Genomic DNA, 15,713 nt, shown 5'->3' with positions numbered 1-15,713 from the left:
GGCTCGGGCGGCACGCTCCGCCCCGCCCGAGCCACCATAGCGCAAGCGCGGGCCTGGTCCGGTCGGGGGGTCGGCGGCGAAGGGGGAGGGCCGGGCGCGGCCGGATCAGTTTCGGAGGCGAATCACCTTGCGATCGGGCGTGCCTTGAAGGATGGCGCCGAGCTTGCGGGCGAGTTCGTCGTCCCGGAAGGGCTTGCGGATGATGCGGTCCTCGCCGACGTCGCGCAGGGCCTTGAGGTCCGCGTAGCCGGTGATGAAGAGGACCGGCAGGTCGGGATGCATGAGGCGGGCGGCGTCGGCGACTTCCGAGCCGTTCATGCCCGGCATGGCGTAGTCGACCAGGAGGAGATCGGCGACCCGGCCCTGGCGAAGAAGGTCCAGGGCGGCGTTGCCGCTGCCGGCCTCCAGCACCGCGTAGCCGAGTTCCTCCAGCATGGCCGAGGTCACCTCCCGGACGGCACTGTCGTCGTCGAGGAGGAGCACGGTGCGGCCACCGGTGTCCGGGGTGGGTCCGGGGGCGATCGGGGGCGGGATGTCCCGGGCCGGCGCCGCCACGTAGGCGCGGGGCAGGAAGACCTGCACGGTCGTGCCTTCGCCGAGCCGGGTCTCGATCCGGACCCCGCCGCTCGACTGCTTGGCGAAGCCGTATACCTGGGCGAGGCCGAGGCCGGAGCCCTTGCCGACGTCCTTGGTGGTGAAGAAGGGCTCGAAGGCCTTGGCGAGTACCTCCGGCGCCATGCCGGAGCCGGTGTCGCTGACCGACAGCATGACGTAGTCGCCGGGCGACGGCTCCTCGGGACGGGCCGGGGGCGTGTCGAGCCTGACGTTGGCGGTCTCCACCGTCAAAGCGCCGCCGACCTCCATGGCGTCGCGGGCGTTGATGGCGAGGTTGAGGATGATGAGCTCGATCTGGGTTGGGTCGACCAGGGCGGGCCAGAGGTCCGGCTTCAGCACGGTCTCGATGCGGATGCTGCCGCCCATGGTCGATTGCAGCAGGTCGCGCATGCCCGCGACCGTCTCGTTGAGGTCGAGGGGCTTGGGCTCGAGCTTCTGGCGCCGGGAGAAGGCGAGAAGCTGCGCGGTCAGCTTGGCGCCCCGCTCGGCGGCGGTCCGCATGTGGCCGAGCCGCTGCGCCAGGCGGGGATCCCGGGGCAGCTTGGCGAGCGCCTTCTCGACGAAGGCCACGTTGCCGAGGATGACCGTCAGGAGATTGTTGAAGTCGTGCGCGACCCCGGAGGTGAGCTGGCCCACGGCCTCCAGGCGCTGCATCTGGCGGAGGGTCTCCTCGACGCGCTCGCGTTCGGCGATCTGCTCGGCGAGCTGGCGGTTGCGCTCCGCCAGGGCTTCGGCGGCCGCCCGCTCGCTGGTGATGTCCCGGCCCACCGCATAGAAGGCGTCCCCTTCCGGCGCCGCCGTCCAGGCGATCCATCGCCAGGTACCGTCGATGCGACGGATGCGGTTCTCGAAACGCTCGATGCGGTCGCCGCGGCCCAGCCGGTCGACGATGGCCACCGAGCGCTCCTGGTCGTCCGGGTGGATCATCCGTCCGATCCGCGCGCCGACCAGGTCGTCCGGGCGGTGGCCGAGCATGGACATCCAGGCCGGGTTGACGCGCCGCAGGCAGCCGTCGAAGCCGACGACGGCGAAGAGGTCCGGGCTCAGGCGCCAGATCCGGTCGCGCTCGGCCGTGCGCTCGGCGACCTGCTGCTCCAGGGAGGCGGCGAGGTTCTGCAGGGTCTCGTGGGCCTTGCGCTCGGCCGTCGTGTCGCGCACCACGCCGACGAGCCGGACGGCCCCGTCGCCGTCGTTCTGGGTCTGGCCGTGCATGGCGACCCAGCGGGGCTCCCCGCGGGCCGGCGAAACGCGGAACTCGACGTCGAAGCTGCAATTCGGCTCGCCGCAGCCCTCGCTCGCGGCCTCGACCGCCTTGCGGACCCGCTCGCGGTCTTCCGGGGCGCAACGGTCGAGGAGCATCTCGTAGGACGGCTCGGCCTCGGCATCGAGGCCGAAGAGGCTCCGGCAGCGGGCGTCGCACCGAAACTCCCGGCGAACGGCATCGTAGTTCCACAGGCCGAGTGCGGCGGCCTCGGTGGCCACGCGGGCGCTGAGTTCGCTGCGCTGGAGCGCCTCCTCGACGCGCCGCCGCTCCGCCCTGTCCCTGGCCTGCTCGAGCGCCCGCGACACGGCGCCGTCGAGCCGTCCGAGGTTGCGCTTCATGACGTAGTCGGCGGCACCGAGCTTCAGGGCGCCGGTCGCGAAGTCCTCGCCGACGACGCCGGAGACGAAGATGAAGGGGATCTCGGGCTTCAGCTCCCTGGCGAGGCTGAGGGCGGTGAGACCGTCGAAGTCCGGCAGCGAATAGTCCGCGAGGATGATCTCGCAATCGCGCGACTGGAGGGCGTCCACGAAGTCGGCCCGATTGGTCACGCGGGTGACGAGGAACTCGCCGTCGGCCCGCTCGAGCTCGGCCATCAGGAGCTCGGCGTCGAGGTCGCTGTCTTCCAGAAGCAGCACGCAGACGCGGGACACGGCGTTGGCGCCGCGGTCCTCATTCGGGCGCATAGGACCCCCGCGGCGGCGGCTCGTTGAGGATCGCCCAGAACATGCCGAGGTCCTGGATCGCCTCGAAAAAGGCGTTGAACTCGACCGGCTTGACCACGAAGGCGTTGACCCCCAGTTCGTAGCTCCGGACCAGGTCGCGCTCCTCGCGCGAGGAGGTCAGCATGACGATCGGGATTTGGCGCTGGCGCGGATCGGTCTTGACCCTCTCCAGCACTTCCAGGCCGTCCACCTTCGGCAGCTTCAGATCGAGCAGGATGACGGCCGGATCGCCGGGCGCGCGAGCGGCATGGGCGCCGCGGGCGTAGAGGTAGTCGAGGGCCTCGGCGCCGTCGCGCGCGACGACGATGTCGTTGGCCAGCTGGCATTTGGCGAGCGCGGCCAAGGTGAGTTCCAGGTCTCGAGGGTTGTCCTCGACGAGCAGGATCGGGCGCAGGTCGCTCAACGTCCGACCCTCCCTTCCTGTCGCCGGCGCGGCAGCACGAATGTGAACTCCGATCCCTGCCCCGGTGTTCCCTTCGCCGCCACGGTGCCGCCGTGCCGGTCCACGATGCGCTTGACGAGCGCGAGCCCGATGCCCGTGCCTTCGAAGTCCTCCGCCCGGTGCAGGCGTTGGAACACTCCGAACAGTTTGCCCACGTAATCCATCTCGAAGCCGACCCCGTTGTCCGCGACCGTATAGGCCACGCTGTCGCCGAGGTCCCGGGCCGAGATGTCGATGACCGCGTGATCCTCGCGGGCGGTATATTTCACCGCGTTGTGCAGGAGATTCTGGAAGACCTGCCGCAGCATGCTCGGGTCTCCCCAGGCGTCCGGCAAGGGGCCGACCCGCCATTCGATCGACCGCCCCGCCGTGTCGGGCTCGAGCGAGCGACGGACGTCGGCGACGAGCTTGCGCATGTCGACCGGGCTCGTCTTCAACTGGGAGCGGCCGAGCTGCGAGAACTGCAGGAGGTCGTCGACGAGGCGGCCGGAGGCAAGCGCGGCTTCCCGAATGGTTCTCAAGTAGTGCTGCGAGCGCTCGTCGAGCAGCTTCTCGCGATCGGCGAGGAGCTGGGCGTAGCCGACGATGTGGCGGAAGGGCGCCCGCAGGTCGTGCGAGATCGAATACGAGAAGGCCTCCAGCTCGCGGTTGGAGGCCTCGAGCTTCTCGGTGAGTTCGGCGCGTTCCTCGGCCCGCCTGAGCACGAGCGCCTGGATGGAGGTGCGGAAGGCCTCGGCGCTCTCGATCTCGGCGGGCGACCAGGGCAGGGCGTGCAGGCGCACCTGTTCCTTCCAGAGATCGAAGGACTTGCGCGGATGCAGGCGGCCGCCGCCGGGCTCGACGGGCTTGCGCGGGTCGCCGCTCCAGCTCACGGTGCGGACGACCTCGGGCCGGAACCAGAACAGCATGTCCGGGTGGATCTGGGAGACCGGCAGGGCGATCACCCCGCTGGCGACATCCGCGAAGGCCTCGGCCTCCGGCCAGTCGGCGGCGAGCGAGTCGGTCGCGTAGCTCTCCTGCCGGTCGGACTGGAGGCGCGCCGCCAGAGCGAGGATCCGGTCTTCGGAGGGGGCCGTTCCGACGGTGAGGACGCGGTCGCGGGTCACGACGGCGGCGCCGTCCGCGCGGGCGAGGGCGAGCCACGGGCCCGGGTTGGCGACGAGGCCCTCCTGGAAGCTGGGGCTTTCCGACAGGCGGGCGAGGAGTTCGGTCTCGGCGCCCTTCAGGTCGAGGCGTTCGGCCGCGTGGGCGGCCTGCTGGCGGGCGTCGATCTGCAGGGACAGGACCTGGCCGAGCAGGTCGCAGGCGGTGCGCATCTGGGCTCCGACCGAACGCGGCGCCGCGGAATGGGCGGAGACGAGGCCCCAGAGCCCGCCGCCGACCAGGATCGAGACCGACATGGAGGAGCCCGTGCCCATGTTGCGCATGTACTCGAGATGGACGGGCGAGACGCTGCGCAGCGCCGAGAACGAGAGGTCGACCGGCCGCCCGTCGACAGGACTGAGCGCCGGCTCGACCGGGCAGGGGACGTAGTCAGCGCTCGGGATCAGGCGGATCCGGTTCATCCGGTAGAGCGCGCGCGCCTGGGCGGGGATGTCGGAGGCCGGGAAGCGGAGGCCGAGATAGGAGGGCAGGACGCCATTGCGATCCTCGGCCAGCACCGTCCCGTGGCCTTCGGCGTCGAAGGTATAGAGAAGGACGCGGTCGAAGCCGGTGAACGACCGGATCTCCCGGACCGCGATCTCCGCGATCGCACCGACGTCCGCGGCCCCGGCGATCTCGTCCAGGAAGCGGCCGAGGCGCGGGTAGAAGGCCTCCAGGGTGGCGGTGTCTGGCTCGAGGGCTTCGAACTCGAGGATCAGTCCCTGGTCGGTCGCATGGCCGACCAGCTGGAGGGAGCGATCGGCGACCGGTACCACGCGCAGAAGCCGCGTCTCGACGGCCGGGTCCCAGCCGCGGACCAGGGCTACCAGCGCGGCGGCCTCCGGGGTCTCCGCGAGGCAGGATCCGGGCGGCAGGGCGAGGCCCGTCACCTCGGCGAGATTGCGGCTCGCATGCCGGACGTGGAGCGTGGCGGGATCGAGGATCACCAGCGCCCCATGGGGCTGGATCGCGCCGGGGATGTGGATCGGCTCGGCCGCGCAGGCAGCCAGGTCGGGTTCGGGCGTGCCGGTCGTCATGGATCGAGCCACTCCGCCAGGAGCCCGAAGGTGCGCACCGCGGCGGCGACGGCCTCCGCGTGATCAACGTCGTCGCCCCGTCCGTCGATCCAGGCCTTGAGCGCCTGCCAGCGCGGTCCCGTCTCGCGTCCGTAGGGATGGAAGAAGGCGAGGCCGCCGGCCGGCAGCCAGGGCGCCTTCGCCAGGGCCCGGGCGATCACCGTGCCGCCGAGCGTCGAGCCCTCGACCACGTAGAGGGACCCGACGGCGGCCGGCAGGGTCGCGGCCAGTCCTGCGGCGCCGGGACAGGCGGGCAGGGCCGCGAGCGCGGCCGGATCGAGGCCGAGCGCGCCGAGGTCGCGGGCGAGATGGGGCAGCCTGGAGCGCCCCGCCAGCACCGGCCGCAGCGCGTCGTGGCGGGCGAGAGCCGGTTCCCAGGCGGCGTGGAAGCCATGGAAGCGGGCGAGGAGGCCGCGGATTCGCGCCCGGTCCGCCGGCCCGTCCAGGAGCGCGAGGCGCGCCTCCAGGTGGGCATGGGCCTGCGCGGTCCCCTGACGCAGCAGGTAGGTGAGAAACTGGGGCATCCCTGCGGAAATCGACGGTTCCCGCGCGTCAAGTAAATTCAATGTCGAGCCTCATTTTCGGCAGTATGATCACCAGAATCCGCAAAACACAATGGCCGCATCGCGGCCGCAGGCTGCCGACCTGAACCACCGATCACCAGGACGCAACGCTCATGATCCTGCATGCCCACCCCTTCTCGTCCTATTGCCAGAAGGTCCTGACGGCGCTCTATGAAGCCGGGACGGCCTTCACGTACCAGCATCTCGACTTCGGCGATCCCGCGGCGCGGGAGGCCTTCGCGGCGCTCTGGCCGGTGATGCGGATGCCGGTGCTGGTCGACGGGGACCGGATCGTGGTCGAATCGACGATCATCATCGAGCATCTCGACCTCCACCACCCGGGACCCGCCCGCATGGTTCCGGGAGACCCGGCGGCGGCCCTCGAGGCGCGCCTGCTCGACCGTGCGTTCGACAACTATGTGATGACGCCCATGCAGCGGGTCGTGGCCGACTTCATGCGTCGCCCCGAGATCCGGGACCCGACCGGCGTCGCCGAGGCGCGCAGCCTGCTCGACCGGGCCTATGGCTGGCTCGACGGGCGGCTGCGGGGGCGGACCTGGGCGGCCGGCGAGAGCTTCGGGCTGGCGGACTGCGCGGCGGCCCCGGCGCTCTTCTACGCCGACTGGGTGCAGCCGATCCCGCCGTCCTGCGGGCGGCTCCGGGACTACCGGGCGCAGCTTCTCGCCCGCCCGTCCTTCGCGCGCGCCGTCGACGAGGCGCGCCCCTACCGGCACTTCTTCCCGCCGGGCGCGCCGGACCGGGACTGACGGGCTCAGCCGAAGGGGATGTCGAGGACGCAGATGCCGTCGATCCCGCCGACCGCGCCGGCGACGAGCCGGGCCCCGACCGCCTTGTGGGCCGGGTGCTCCTGGTAGGCGGCGAGCGCCTCCCAGGTGTCGAAGTCGATCGTGAAGCCGTGGCGGTAGCCGCGCTCGATCTTCTCAGGGCTTTCCGAGCGGCCGGCCACGATCGGGCCGATGCCGGGAACGAGGGCCCGGATCGGCTCGAGATCGGCGAAGACGGCGGCGATCTCGGCCTCGGTCACCTCGGGGCGGAACTTCACCAGGACGATGTGGCGGATCACTGGGCGGCCTCCCGGACGAGGGCGTGCGGCCGCCGGTTGCCGGCGAAGACGGCCGGCGGCAGGGGATCGCGGCCGAGGATCAGGTCCGCGGCCTTCTCGCCGACCATGATGGTCGGCGCGTTGGTGTTGGAGGACGGCACGCGCGGCATGATCGAGGCATCCGCGACACGCAGGCCGTCCAGGCCGCGCACCTTCAGGTCGGGCGTCACGACGGCGTCCGGGCCGACGCCCATCCGGCAGGTGCCGGCCGGGTGGTGGTCGGTCTTGGCGTGCCGGCAGCCGTACTCGAAGAGCTCCTGGTCGGTGCGGACGTCCGGGCCCGGCAGGCGCTCGGCCATCACGAAGGCCTTCAGGGCCGGCTGGCTCAGGATCTCGCGGGCGAGCCTCAGGCCGCGGATCGACATCTCACGGTCGTAGGGGTCGGCCCAGTAGTTCGGATCGATCAGCGGCATCGCGAAGGGGTCGGGGCCGGGGATGCGGACCGTGCCGCGGGAGCGGGGGCGCAAGAAGGCGGAGTTGAGCGTCACGCCGGCGTTGCGGAGCTTGGCGACGCCCGCCTCGATGCCCGAGCCGAGGCCGAGATGGAGCTGGATGTCGGGCGAGCGGGCATCGGGGTCCGCGTACCAGAAGCCGCCGGTCTCGAAGAGGCTGGAGGCGACCGGGCCCTTCTTCAGGAGGAAGTACTGGAGGCCGGCCCAGGCGGACCACCAGGGCTTGGCGTATTTGTCGTAGGTGTGGTCCCCGGTGCATTCGGCGATGACGAACAGGTCCAGGTGGTCCTGCATGTTGGCGCCGACGCCGGGCAGGTCGTGGACGACCGGCACGCCGACGCGCTTCAGTTCGTCGGCCGGCCCGATCCCGGAGAGCTGCAGGAGGCGGGGCGAGCCGATGGCGCCGGACGAGAGGATCACCTCCCGGTCCGCGCGGATGATCCGGGACCCGCCGCCCTTGCCCTCGACCACCTCGACCCCGACGGCGCGGCCGCGCTCGACGACGATGCGGGTCGCCTGCAGTCCGGTGAGGACGGTGAGGTTCGCCCGGTCGCGAATCGGGTTCAGGTAGGCGATGGAGGCGGAGGAGCGGCGGACGTCGCGCTGGGTGAGCTGGTAGAAGCCGACGCCGTCCTGGGTCCGGCCGTTGACGTCCGGGTTGTAGGGGATGCCCATGTCCTGCGCGGCGCGGAAATAGGCGTCGCAGATGGGCAGGGGCGAGACCGGCATGGAGACCCCCAGCGGGCCGCCATAGGCGTGGTAGTCGTCGTTGAAGCGCTGGTTGTCCTCGGCGCGCTTGAAGTAGGGCAGCACTTCCCGGTAGCTCCAGCCGGCGCAGCCCTCCTCCTCGGCCCAGGCGTCGTAGTCGAGTGCGTTGCCGCGCGTGTAGATCTGGGCGTTGATGGAGGAGCCGCCGCCGATCACCTTGGCCTGGGTGTACCAGAGCACCCGGTCCTGCATGTGCTTCTGGGGCACGGTCGACCAACCCCAGGAGCCGATGCCCTTGGTCATCTTGGCGAAGCCGGCGGGCCAGTGGAAGAAGGGGTGGGTGTCGCGTCCCCCCGCCTCGATCAGCGTGACGGTGACGGACGGGTCGGCGGACAGGCGGTTGGCGATGACGCAGCCGGCGGAGCCGCCGCCGACGATGACGTAGTCGGGCATGGGATCCTCCCTAGAGTCGCGGAATGGAGAGCGCGCCATCGACGGCGACGACGGAGCCGGTGGCGAAGCCGAGCCGTCCCCCGGCCAGGGCGATGACGCAGCCGGCGGAGCCGCCGCCGACGATGACGTAATCGGGCATGGGATGCTCCCTAGAGTCGCGGAATGGAGAGCGCGCCGTCGACGGCGACGACGGAGCCGGTGGCGAAGCCGAGCCGTCCACCGGCCAGGGCGGCGACCACGGCGGCGACGTCCGCCGGCTGCCCCCAGCGCCGCGCGGGCACGAGGCCGTCGGCGATGCGGGCGTCGTAGCGGTCGGCGACCGGCGCGGTCATGCCGGTGCGGATAATGCCCGGGCGGACCTCGAAGACCGCGATGCCGTGGTCGGCGAGGCGGACCGCGAGGGCCTTCACCCACATGGAGAGGCCGGCCTTGGAGATGCAGTAGTCGGCCCGCTCGTGGGAGACGAGTTCGGCGGAGACCGACGTGACGGTGACGATCGCGGCGGGGTGCGGCCGGCCGGCGGCGAGCATGTGCCTGGCGACCACCTGCGTCAGGAAGACGGTGCCGCGCAGGTTCACGTCCATGACGGCGTCGAAGTTCTCCGGCGTGATCTCCAGGCAGTCGCCCCGCACGGCGGCGCCCCGGCCGGCGTTGTTGACGAGGACGTCGACCCCGCCGAAACGGTCGATCACATGATCGAGGAGGGCCGGGTGGCTCTCCACATGGGCGACGTCATGACGCCAGAGGTGGAAGCGCGCGCCGGTGGCGGTCACGGCCTCGCGGGCGGCTGCGGCAGCCTCGTCGTCGTCGACGAGGTCGGTCGCGGCGATGTCGAATCCGGCCGCGCCCAGCGCCTCCGCGATGCCGCGGCCGATCCCCTGGCGGGCGCCGGTGACGAGGGCGACGGGGCGGGTCATGACGTCAGCTCCTTCCGGATGTGGGCGGCGGCGCGCAGCGCCAGGGCGGCGACGGTGAGGGACGGGTTGACGGCGGCCGAGGTCGGCAGGACGGAGGCGTCGACGACCCAGAGGTTGTCGTGGTGCCAGGCGCGCAGGTCCGGACGGACGGGCGCGGCGGCCGGGTCGGCGCCCATGCGGAGCGTGCCGCACTGGTGGGAGGGCGTGCGCCGGTCGAAGGGGCGGGAGAGGACGACGGGCGTGTCGATGGCCCTCAGCACCTCGCGCCAGCGCGCCACCAGGGCCAGATGGGCGTCCCAATTGGAGCGGCGCCAGTCGAGCACGACCCGGTCGCCGTCGTAGAAGACGCGGCTCTCCGGGTTCGGCAGGTCCTCGCTCATCAGGTACCAGTCGGTCGAATGGCGGCCCATGAGCGCGGTGGCGAAGGCCGGGGCCCAGCGGATCTGCGCCTTGAGGATCGGGCCGGTGATCTTGCCGAGGAGCTGGACGTTGCCGAGCGGGCCGCCGCCGCGGCCGTCGTCGAGGTAGAAGTCGTTGAGCCCCAGGGTCTTCTGGTAGACCGAGGTGTTCGGCCGGCGCGGGTCGATCGCCAGCATGGCCGAGGAATTGTGGTTCATGAAGTTGCGGCCGACCTGGCCGGAGCGGTCCGCGAGGCCGGAGCGCAGCAGGAGCAAGGCCGAATTGACGGCGCCCGCGGCCAGGATCACGAGCCGGGGGGAGAGGCGGACCTCCTCGCCATGGCGCCGGTACACCACCGTGGCGACGCGGCCGTCCGGGCCGGCTTCCAGGCGCTCGACCAGGGCGCCGGTCTCCAGGCGGACGTTGCGGTGGGCGAGAGCGGCGGCGAGGCCGCAGGTCTCAGCGTCCATCTTGCCCGTGCGCGTGTCCGGGTAGGCGTCCCAGGGGGTCGCGGCGCGCTTCAGCCATGTCTCGACATCGACGCCGAGGGGCAGCGAGAAGGGGTGCAGGCCCTCGCGCGCCAGCCGGGCGCGGGTCTCGGCGATGACCGGCTCGTCGGGGACGGGCGGATGCGGGTAGGCGGCGGAGTGGGGCGGCTCGGTCGGGTCCTCGCCGAGGCAGCCGCGGACGCGGTAGAGCGCTTCGGCGGCGGTGTACCAGGGCTCGAGCTCGTCGTAGCCGATCGGCCATCCGGGCACGGGGCCGCCGGGGAGGTCGCGGGGCACGAAATCCTCGGCGCGATAGCGGATCAGGACGGCACCGTAGAGCTTGGTGTTGCCGCCCACGTAGTAGTAGTTGCCCGGGTTGAAGGGTGTGCCGGCCGGGTCGTGCCAGGTCTCCTTCGGGCGGAAATGGCCTCGGCCGAAGATGGCGTTGACGTCGCGCGTCTCCGGCGTGTCCTCGATCCGCTCGCCTCGCTCCAGGATCAGGATCGAGGCCCCGGACGGCGCCAGCCCGGCCGCCACGGTGGCGCCGCCCATGCCGGAGCCGATGATCACGATGTCCGGGGATGCGGGCACGGGCGGGAGTCCCTTGTTGGTGGTTCAGAAGCTGGGCGGCTGTTGGGCACTTCCTCTCACCCGCGTCCCCGGACAAGGCGCGTGAGCGCCGCCGATCCGGGGTCCAGCGCGTCCCTCGCACCGCAGCGCTGCGGCGGGCGGAAGGGGCTGGATCCCGGCTCTCCGCTCCGCTCCGGCGGGGGAGGAGGCAGGCCTCGGGGCACCTCCTCGCCGCCTCACCTCCGCACGGACTACAGCCGCCGCGTGGTCTCCGGGTCGAAGAGGAGCGCCTTGTCGAGGTTGAACGCGAAGGGCACCGTGTCGCCCGGCCGGACGTTCGCGTCGGCGCGCATGCGGGCGATGACCTCCTTGCCGGCGATCGGCGTGACCACGAAAGTGTCGGAGCCGGCCGGCTCGACCACGTCGACATGGGCGTCGACGACCTCGATGATCGCGTTGGCATCGGCACTCGACTTGTCGGTGATCGCCTCGGGGCGGATGCCGAAGATCACCGGGCGGCCGTCGGGGAGGTCCGTGGTGCCGACCGAGCCGGGGATCGGCAGCGCGATCTCGCCGCCGTTGGCGCCCTTCGCGCCCTTGGTCAGGGCGACCACCGCACGGCCGTCGCGGCGGCGGATCGTGCCCTCGATCAGGTTCATGGAGGGCGAGCCCATGAAGTCGGCGACGAAGAGATTGACCGGGCGGTTGTAGATCTCGGCCGGGGAGCCGACCTGCTGGACCTCGCCGCCCTGCAGGACCGCGATCTTGGTGGCGAGCGTCATGGCCTCGATCTGGTCGTGGGTGACGTAGACGATCGTGGTGCCGGTCGTCTGGTGCAGGCGCTTGATCTCGGTGCGCATGTCGACGCGCAGCTTGGCGTCCAGGTTCGACAGCGGCTCGTCGAACAGGAAGACGCGCGGGTTGCGGACGAGGGCCCGGCCCATGGCGACGCGCTGGCGCTGGCCACCGGAGAGCTGGCTCGGCTTGCGGTCGAGCAGGTGGCCGATCTGGAGCGTCTTGGCGACGCCCGCGATGGCCTTTTCGCGGTCCGCCTTCGGCACGCCGCGCATCTCCAGCGCGAAGCCGATGTTCTCGGCGACCGTCATGTTGGGGTAGAGCGCGTAGGACTGGAACACCATGGCGATGTCGCGCCGGGACGGGTGCAGGTCGTTGACCTTGGCCCCGTCGATGCGGATCTCGCCCTCCGAGATGCTTTCCAGGCCCGCGATGGTGTTGAGGAGGGTGGACTTGCCGCAGCCCGAGGGCCCGACCAGCACCAGGAAGCCGCCCTTCTCGAGCGTGATGTCGATCCCCTTGAGGATCTCGACCGACCCGAACCGCTTTTTCAGGCCGATCATCTGCAGGAAGGCCGCGGGGGCGGCGGTCGCTGTCGCGGAATGGGGGAGCGTTTGCAGCATGGGATCAGCCCTTCACGGCGCCGGCCATCAGACCGCGGACGAAGTAGCGGCCGGCCAGGACGTAGACGAGGAGAGTGGGGAGGGCGGCGATCATGGCCGCCGCCATGTGGACGTTGTATTCCTTCACGCCCGTCGAGGAGCTCACCAGGTTGTTGAGCGCCACCGTCATGGGGGCGGAGTCGCCGTACGCGAAGGTCACGCCGAAGAGGAAGTCGTTCCAGATGTTGGTGAACTGGTAGATCACCGTGACGACGATGATCGGGCCGGAGGACGGCAGCAGGATGCGGCGGAAGATCTGGAAGAAGCTCGCGCCGTCGATCTGCGCCGCGCGGATCAACTCGGTCGGGAAAGCCTCGTAGTAGTTGCGGAAGAACAGGGTCGTGAAGCCGAGGCCGTAGACGACGTGGACGAAGACGAGGCCCGTGGTGGAGTTGGAGAGCCCGATCTGGCCGAGGATCGTCGCCATCGGGATCAGCACCGTCTGGAACGGGATGAAGCAGGCGAAGAGCATCAGGCCGAAGACGACCTTGTGGCCGGGGAAGCGCCACTTGGTCAGCACGTAGCCGTTCAGCGCGCCGAGCACGGTGGAGATCGCGACGGCCGGCACCACCATCTTGATGGAGTTCCAGAAGTAGCCGTGGATGCCCTCGCAGACCTGGCCGATGCAGGTCTTGCCCCAGGCCTGGACCCACGGCTCGAAGGTGAGCGTCTCGGGCAGGCCGAGCATGTTGCCGCCCCGGATTTCGTCGAGCGGCTTCAGCGACGTGACGATCATCACGAAGAGGGGCAGCAGGTACAGGATCGCGAAGACGATCAGCAGCCCGTAGATCACCACGCGGGTGACGATGGAGCCTCCGACGGGCCCGGAGGTGGCGGCGGCGGCGCTCATCGGCTCTTCTCCCGGAGCTCTGAATAGAGGTAGGGGACGATCACCGCCGAGATGGTCATCAGCATGATGATCGCGCTCGCGGAGCCGACCGCCATCTGCTTGCGGGTGAAGGTGTAGGAGTACATGAAGGTCGAGGGCAGCTCGGTGGCGTTGCCCGGCCCGCCGCCCGTCAGCGCGATGACGAGGTCGTAGGACTTGATCGCCATGTGGGCGAGCACGATGAAGGCGGACAGGAACACGGGCCTCAGGATCGGGATGACGATCCGGCGGTAGACGTTGACGGTCGAGGCGCCGTCGATCTGGGCGGCCTTCAGGATCTCGCCGTCGACGCCGCGCAGGCCGGCCAGGAACATCGCCATGACGAAGCCGGAGGCCTGCCAGACGCCGGCGATCACCACCGTGTAGATCGCCATGTCGTTGTCGACGAGCCAGCCGAACTTGAAGGAGGTCCAGCCCCAGGCGTTGATGGTCTTCTCGAGGCCGAGGCCGGGGTTCAGGAACCACTTCCAGGCCGTGCCGGTGACGATGAAGGAGAGCGCCATCGGGTAGAGGTAGATCGGCCGGAGGATCCCCTCGCCGCGCACCTTCTGGTCGATCAGGATCGCGAGCAGGAGCCCGAGCGCGATGCAGATCAGGATGTAGAGGGACCCGAAGATGCCGAGGTTCGTCAGCGCCACCCACCAGTTCGGCTGGTTGAACAGCCGCCCGTAGGCGTCGAAGCCGGTCGCCTCGTAGACCGGCATGAACCGGGACGGGGTCAGCGACAGGTAGAAGGTGAAGAGGATGAAGCCGTAGACGAAGATCAGGATACCGGCGAAGGAGGGCGCCAGCACGAGCTTCGGCAGGGCGGCCTGGAGCCATTCGGCGCGCGAGCCGGCGCGCTCCGGGGTGGCGATGGGGGCTGTCGTGGTGACGGTCATGGGGCTCTCCGACGGATCTTCGTCAGGGAGGGGGGTCGGGGCGGCCGAGGCCGTCCCGCGAGGTCGCCTGCGACCGGGAGGTCGCCCGCAAGGGTCGGGCGGAGGCAGCGCCCCCGCTCCGGCCGGATTTCGGGGAGGGGCGCAAGCGGGCGCGCCCCTCCGGTTCGGTCTCGGGATCAGCCGATCACTTGGCGGCGGCGACCGCCTTGGGCAATTCGGCGACCGCCTTGGCGGTGTCGAGCTGGCCGTTGAAGTGACGCGTCACGACGTCGTAGATCGCGTTCTTGACGGCGGCCGGCGAGGCGTGGCCGTGCGCCATGGAGCCGAAGAGCGTGCCCTTGGCGCTCGCCTCGGCGAGGTCCTTCATGCCCTTCTTGCCGCAGTCGTCGAAGTCCTTGTCGCTGACGTCGGTGCGGGCCGGGACGGAGCCCTTCTTGACGTTGAAGGCCGACTGGAAGGCCGGGTCGAGGATCGACGAGGCGAGGACGGCCTGGGCCTCCTGCTTGTCGGCGCCGACCTTGAACATGGCGAACTGGTCGGCGTTGAACGTGACCGTGCCCTGCGTGCCGGGGAAGCGGAAGCAGACGAAGTCCTTGCCCGGGACCTTGCCGGCGGCCAGGAACTCGCCCTTCGCCCAGTCGCCCATGATCTGGAAGGCGGCGTCGCCCTTGATCACCATGGCGGAGGCGAGGTTCCACTCGCGGCCGGGGAAGTTCGCGTCGACGTAGGTGCGCAGCTTGGCCATCCGCTCGAAGGCGGTCTTCATGTCGGCGGAGCCGAGGGCGGCGGGGTCGAGGTCGATCATCGACTTCTTGTAGAAGTCGTTGCCGACCGAGAGCAGGATCGAGTCGAAGATCGTCGCGTCCTGCCAGGGCTGTCCGCCGTGGGCGAGCGGGATGAGGCCCGCGGCCTTGACCTTGTCGAGGGCGGCGACGAACTCGTCGAAGTTCGCCGGCATCGCGGTCACGCCGGCCTTCTCGAGCACGGCCTTGTTGGCCCACACCCAGTTGGTCGAGTGAACGTTGACCGGGGCGGCGACCCACTGGCCCTTGTACTTGGAGAAGCGCTGCAGGGCGGCCGGAATGACCTTGTCCCAGCCTTCCTTGTCGGCGACGCCGTTCAGGTTGGCGAGCACGCCCTCGGCGGCGAAGTCCTGGATGTCGAAGCCGAGGCCCTGGGTGGCGGTCGGCGGGTTCTTGGCGGCGAGGCGAGCCTGCAGAACGGTCATCGCCTGGGCGCCGCCGCCGCCCGAGATCGGCGCGTCCTTCCAGGTGATGCCCTTCGCCTCGACGGCCTTGCGCAGCACGGAGAGGCCCGCGGCCTCGCCGCCGGAGGTCCACCAATGGACCACCTCGACCTCCTTCGACTGCGCGACGGCAGCCGTCGGCGCCAGCCAGGCGGCGCCGGCCGCGATCATCACTCCGGCGAGAAGCTTGGTACGGATCGTCATTTTCATTCCTCCCGTTGGACATGCCCCGCCGGGCACCGCCCGGCGGAGAAACTCAGCCGCCGGTCCGACCGCGCGTCGCGGTCCGGTCCGGGGTATTCCGG

14 protein-coding genes are annotated in these 15,713 nt (G+C 70.6%); 1 reads left to right on the top strand and 13 read right to left on the bottom strand.

The features are described from left to right. Nucleotides 1-105: 105 nt before the first annotated feature. The 4 genes from WBG79_RS20420 to WBG79_RS20405 are packed head-to-tail and all read right to left on the bottom strand — an operon-like array spanning nt 106 to nt 5,786. Nucleotides 106-2,562: a response regulator gene (locus tag WBG79_RS20420; RefSeq protein ID WP_337359069.1), complete on the bottom strand. Its 2,457-nt coding sequence runs from the start codon at nt 2,560-2,562 to the stop codon at nt 106-108. Beyond that, entirely contained in the window at nt 2,549-3,004 is a 456-nt protein-coding gene (locus WBG79_RS20415) for a response regulator (RefSeq protein WP_337359068.1), read from the bottom strand. The genes WBG79_RS20420 and WBG79_RS20415 overlap by 14 nt, the downstream gene beginning before the upstream one ends. Then, on the bottom strand, nt 3,001-5,223 hold the full coding sequence (locus WBG79_RS20410; protein ID WP_337359067.1) for an ATP-binding protein: 2,223 nt from the start codon (nt 5,221-5,223) through the stop codon (nt 3,001-3,003). The genes WBG79_RS20415 and WBG79_RS20410 overlap by 4 nt, the downstream gene beginning before the upstream one ends. Next, a complete protein-coding gene (locus WBG79_RS20405) occupies nt 5,220-5,786 on the bottom strand; it encodes a biliverdin-producing heme oxygenase (protein ID WP_337359066.1) in 567 nt (188 codons plus the stop codon). The genes WBG79_RS20410 and WBG79_RS20405 overlap by 4 nt, the downstream gene beginning before the upstream one ends. A gap of 152 nt (nt 5,787-5,938) precedes the next feature. Here WBG79_RS20405 and WBG79_RS20400 point away from each other — a divergent pair, with 152 nt between their 5' ends. After that, the gene (locus WBG79_RS20400; protein ID WP_337359065.1) at nt 5,939-6,592 is read left to right on the top strand and encodes a glutathione S-transferase family protein; all 654 of its coding nucleotides are present in this window, start codon (nt 5,939-5,941) and stop codon (nt 6,590-6,592) included. 5 nt (nt 6,593-6,597) lie between these two features. Here WBG79_RS20400 and WBG79_RS20395 read toward each other — a convergent pair whose 3' ends face one another. The 9 genes from WBG79_RS20395 to WBG79_RS20355 form a co-directional block, all read right to left on the bottom strand. After that, nucleotides 6,598-6,909 carry a Dabb family protein gene (locus WBG79_RS20395; RefSeq protein ID WP_337359064.1) on the bottom strand — a complete coding sequence of 104 codons (312 nt, stop codon included), beginning with the start codon at nt 6,907-6,909 and terminating at the stop codon, nt 6,598-6,600. Continuing rightward, complete coding sequence (locus tag WBG79_RS20390; protein ID WP_337359063.1) at nt 6,906-8,561, bottom strand: GMC family oxidoreductase; 1,656 nt, start codon at nt 8,559-8,561, stop codon at nt 6,906-6,908. The genes WBG79_RS20395 and WBG79_RS20390 overlap by 4 nt, the downstream gene beginning before the upstream one ends. Nucleotides 8,562-8,571: 10 nt before the next feature. Further along, nucleotides 8,572-8,700, bottom strand: coding sequence for a hypothetical protein (locus WBG79_RS20385; RefSeq protein WP_337359062.1), 129 nt, complete (start codon nt 8,698-8,700; stop codon nt 8,572-8,574). 10 nt (nt 8,701-8,710) lie between these two features. Beyond that, nucleotides 8,711-9,478, bottom strand: coding sequence for a 3-ketoacyl-ACP reductase (locus tag WBG79_RS20380; RefSeq protein ID WP_337359061.1), 768 nt, complete (start codon nt 9,476-9,478; stop codon nt 8,711-8,713). Next, entirely contained in the window at nt 9,475-10,956 is a 1,482-nt protein-coding gene (locus tag WBG79_RS20375) for a GMC family oxidoreductase (protein ID WP_337359060.1), read from the bottom strand. Before WBG79_RS20375 ends, WBG79_RS20380 begins: the two co-directional genes overlap by 4 nt. 230 nt (nt 10,957-11,186) lie before the next feature. Then, the gene (locus WBG79_RS20370; protein WP_337359059.1) at nt 11,187-12,353 is read right to left on the bottom strand and encodes an ABC transporter ATP-binding protein; all 1,167 of its coding nucleotides are present in this window, start codon (nt 12,351-12,353) and stop codon (nt 11,187-11,189) included. A 4-nt stretch (nt 12,354-12,357) separates the two neighbouring features. Next, on the bottom strand, nt 12,358-13,242 hold the full coding sequence (locus WBG79_RS20365) for a carbohydrate ABC transporter permease (RefSeq protein WP_337359058.1): 885 nt from the start codon (nt 13,240-13,242) through the stop codon (nt 12,358-12,360). Continuing rightward, nucleotides 13,239-14,162 (bottom strand): carbohydrate ABC transporter permease, encoded by a 924-nt coding sequence (locus tag WBG79_RS20360; protein WP_337359057.1) that lies wholly within the window; start codon nt 14,160-14,162, stop codon nt 13,239-13,241. Before WBG79_RS20360 ends, WBG79_RS20365 begins: the two co-directional genes overlap by 4 nt. Nucleotides 14,163-14,346: 184 nt before the next feature. Continuing rightward, complete coding sequence (locus WBG79_RS20355; protein ID WP_443147491.1) at nt 14,347-15,612, bottom strand: ABC transporter substrate-binding protein; 1,266 nt, start codon at nt 15,610-15,612, stop codon at nt 14,347-14,349. Nucleotides 15,613-15,713 lie beyond the last annotated feature (101 nt).

Origin of the sequence: Prosthecomicrobium sp. N25 (genome assembly GCF_037203705.1) — a bacterium.
GTDB lineage: Bacteria > Pseudomonadota > Alphaproteobacteria > Rhizobiales > Ancalomicrobiaceae > Prosthecodimorpha.
This window is presented reverse-complemented; position numbering and strand designations above follow the sequence as displayed.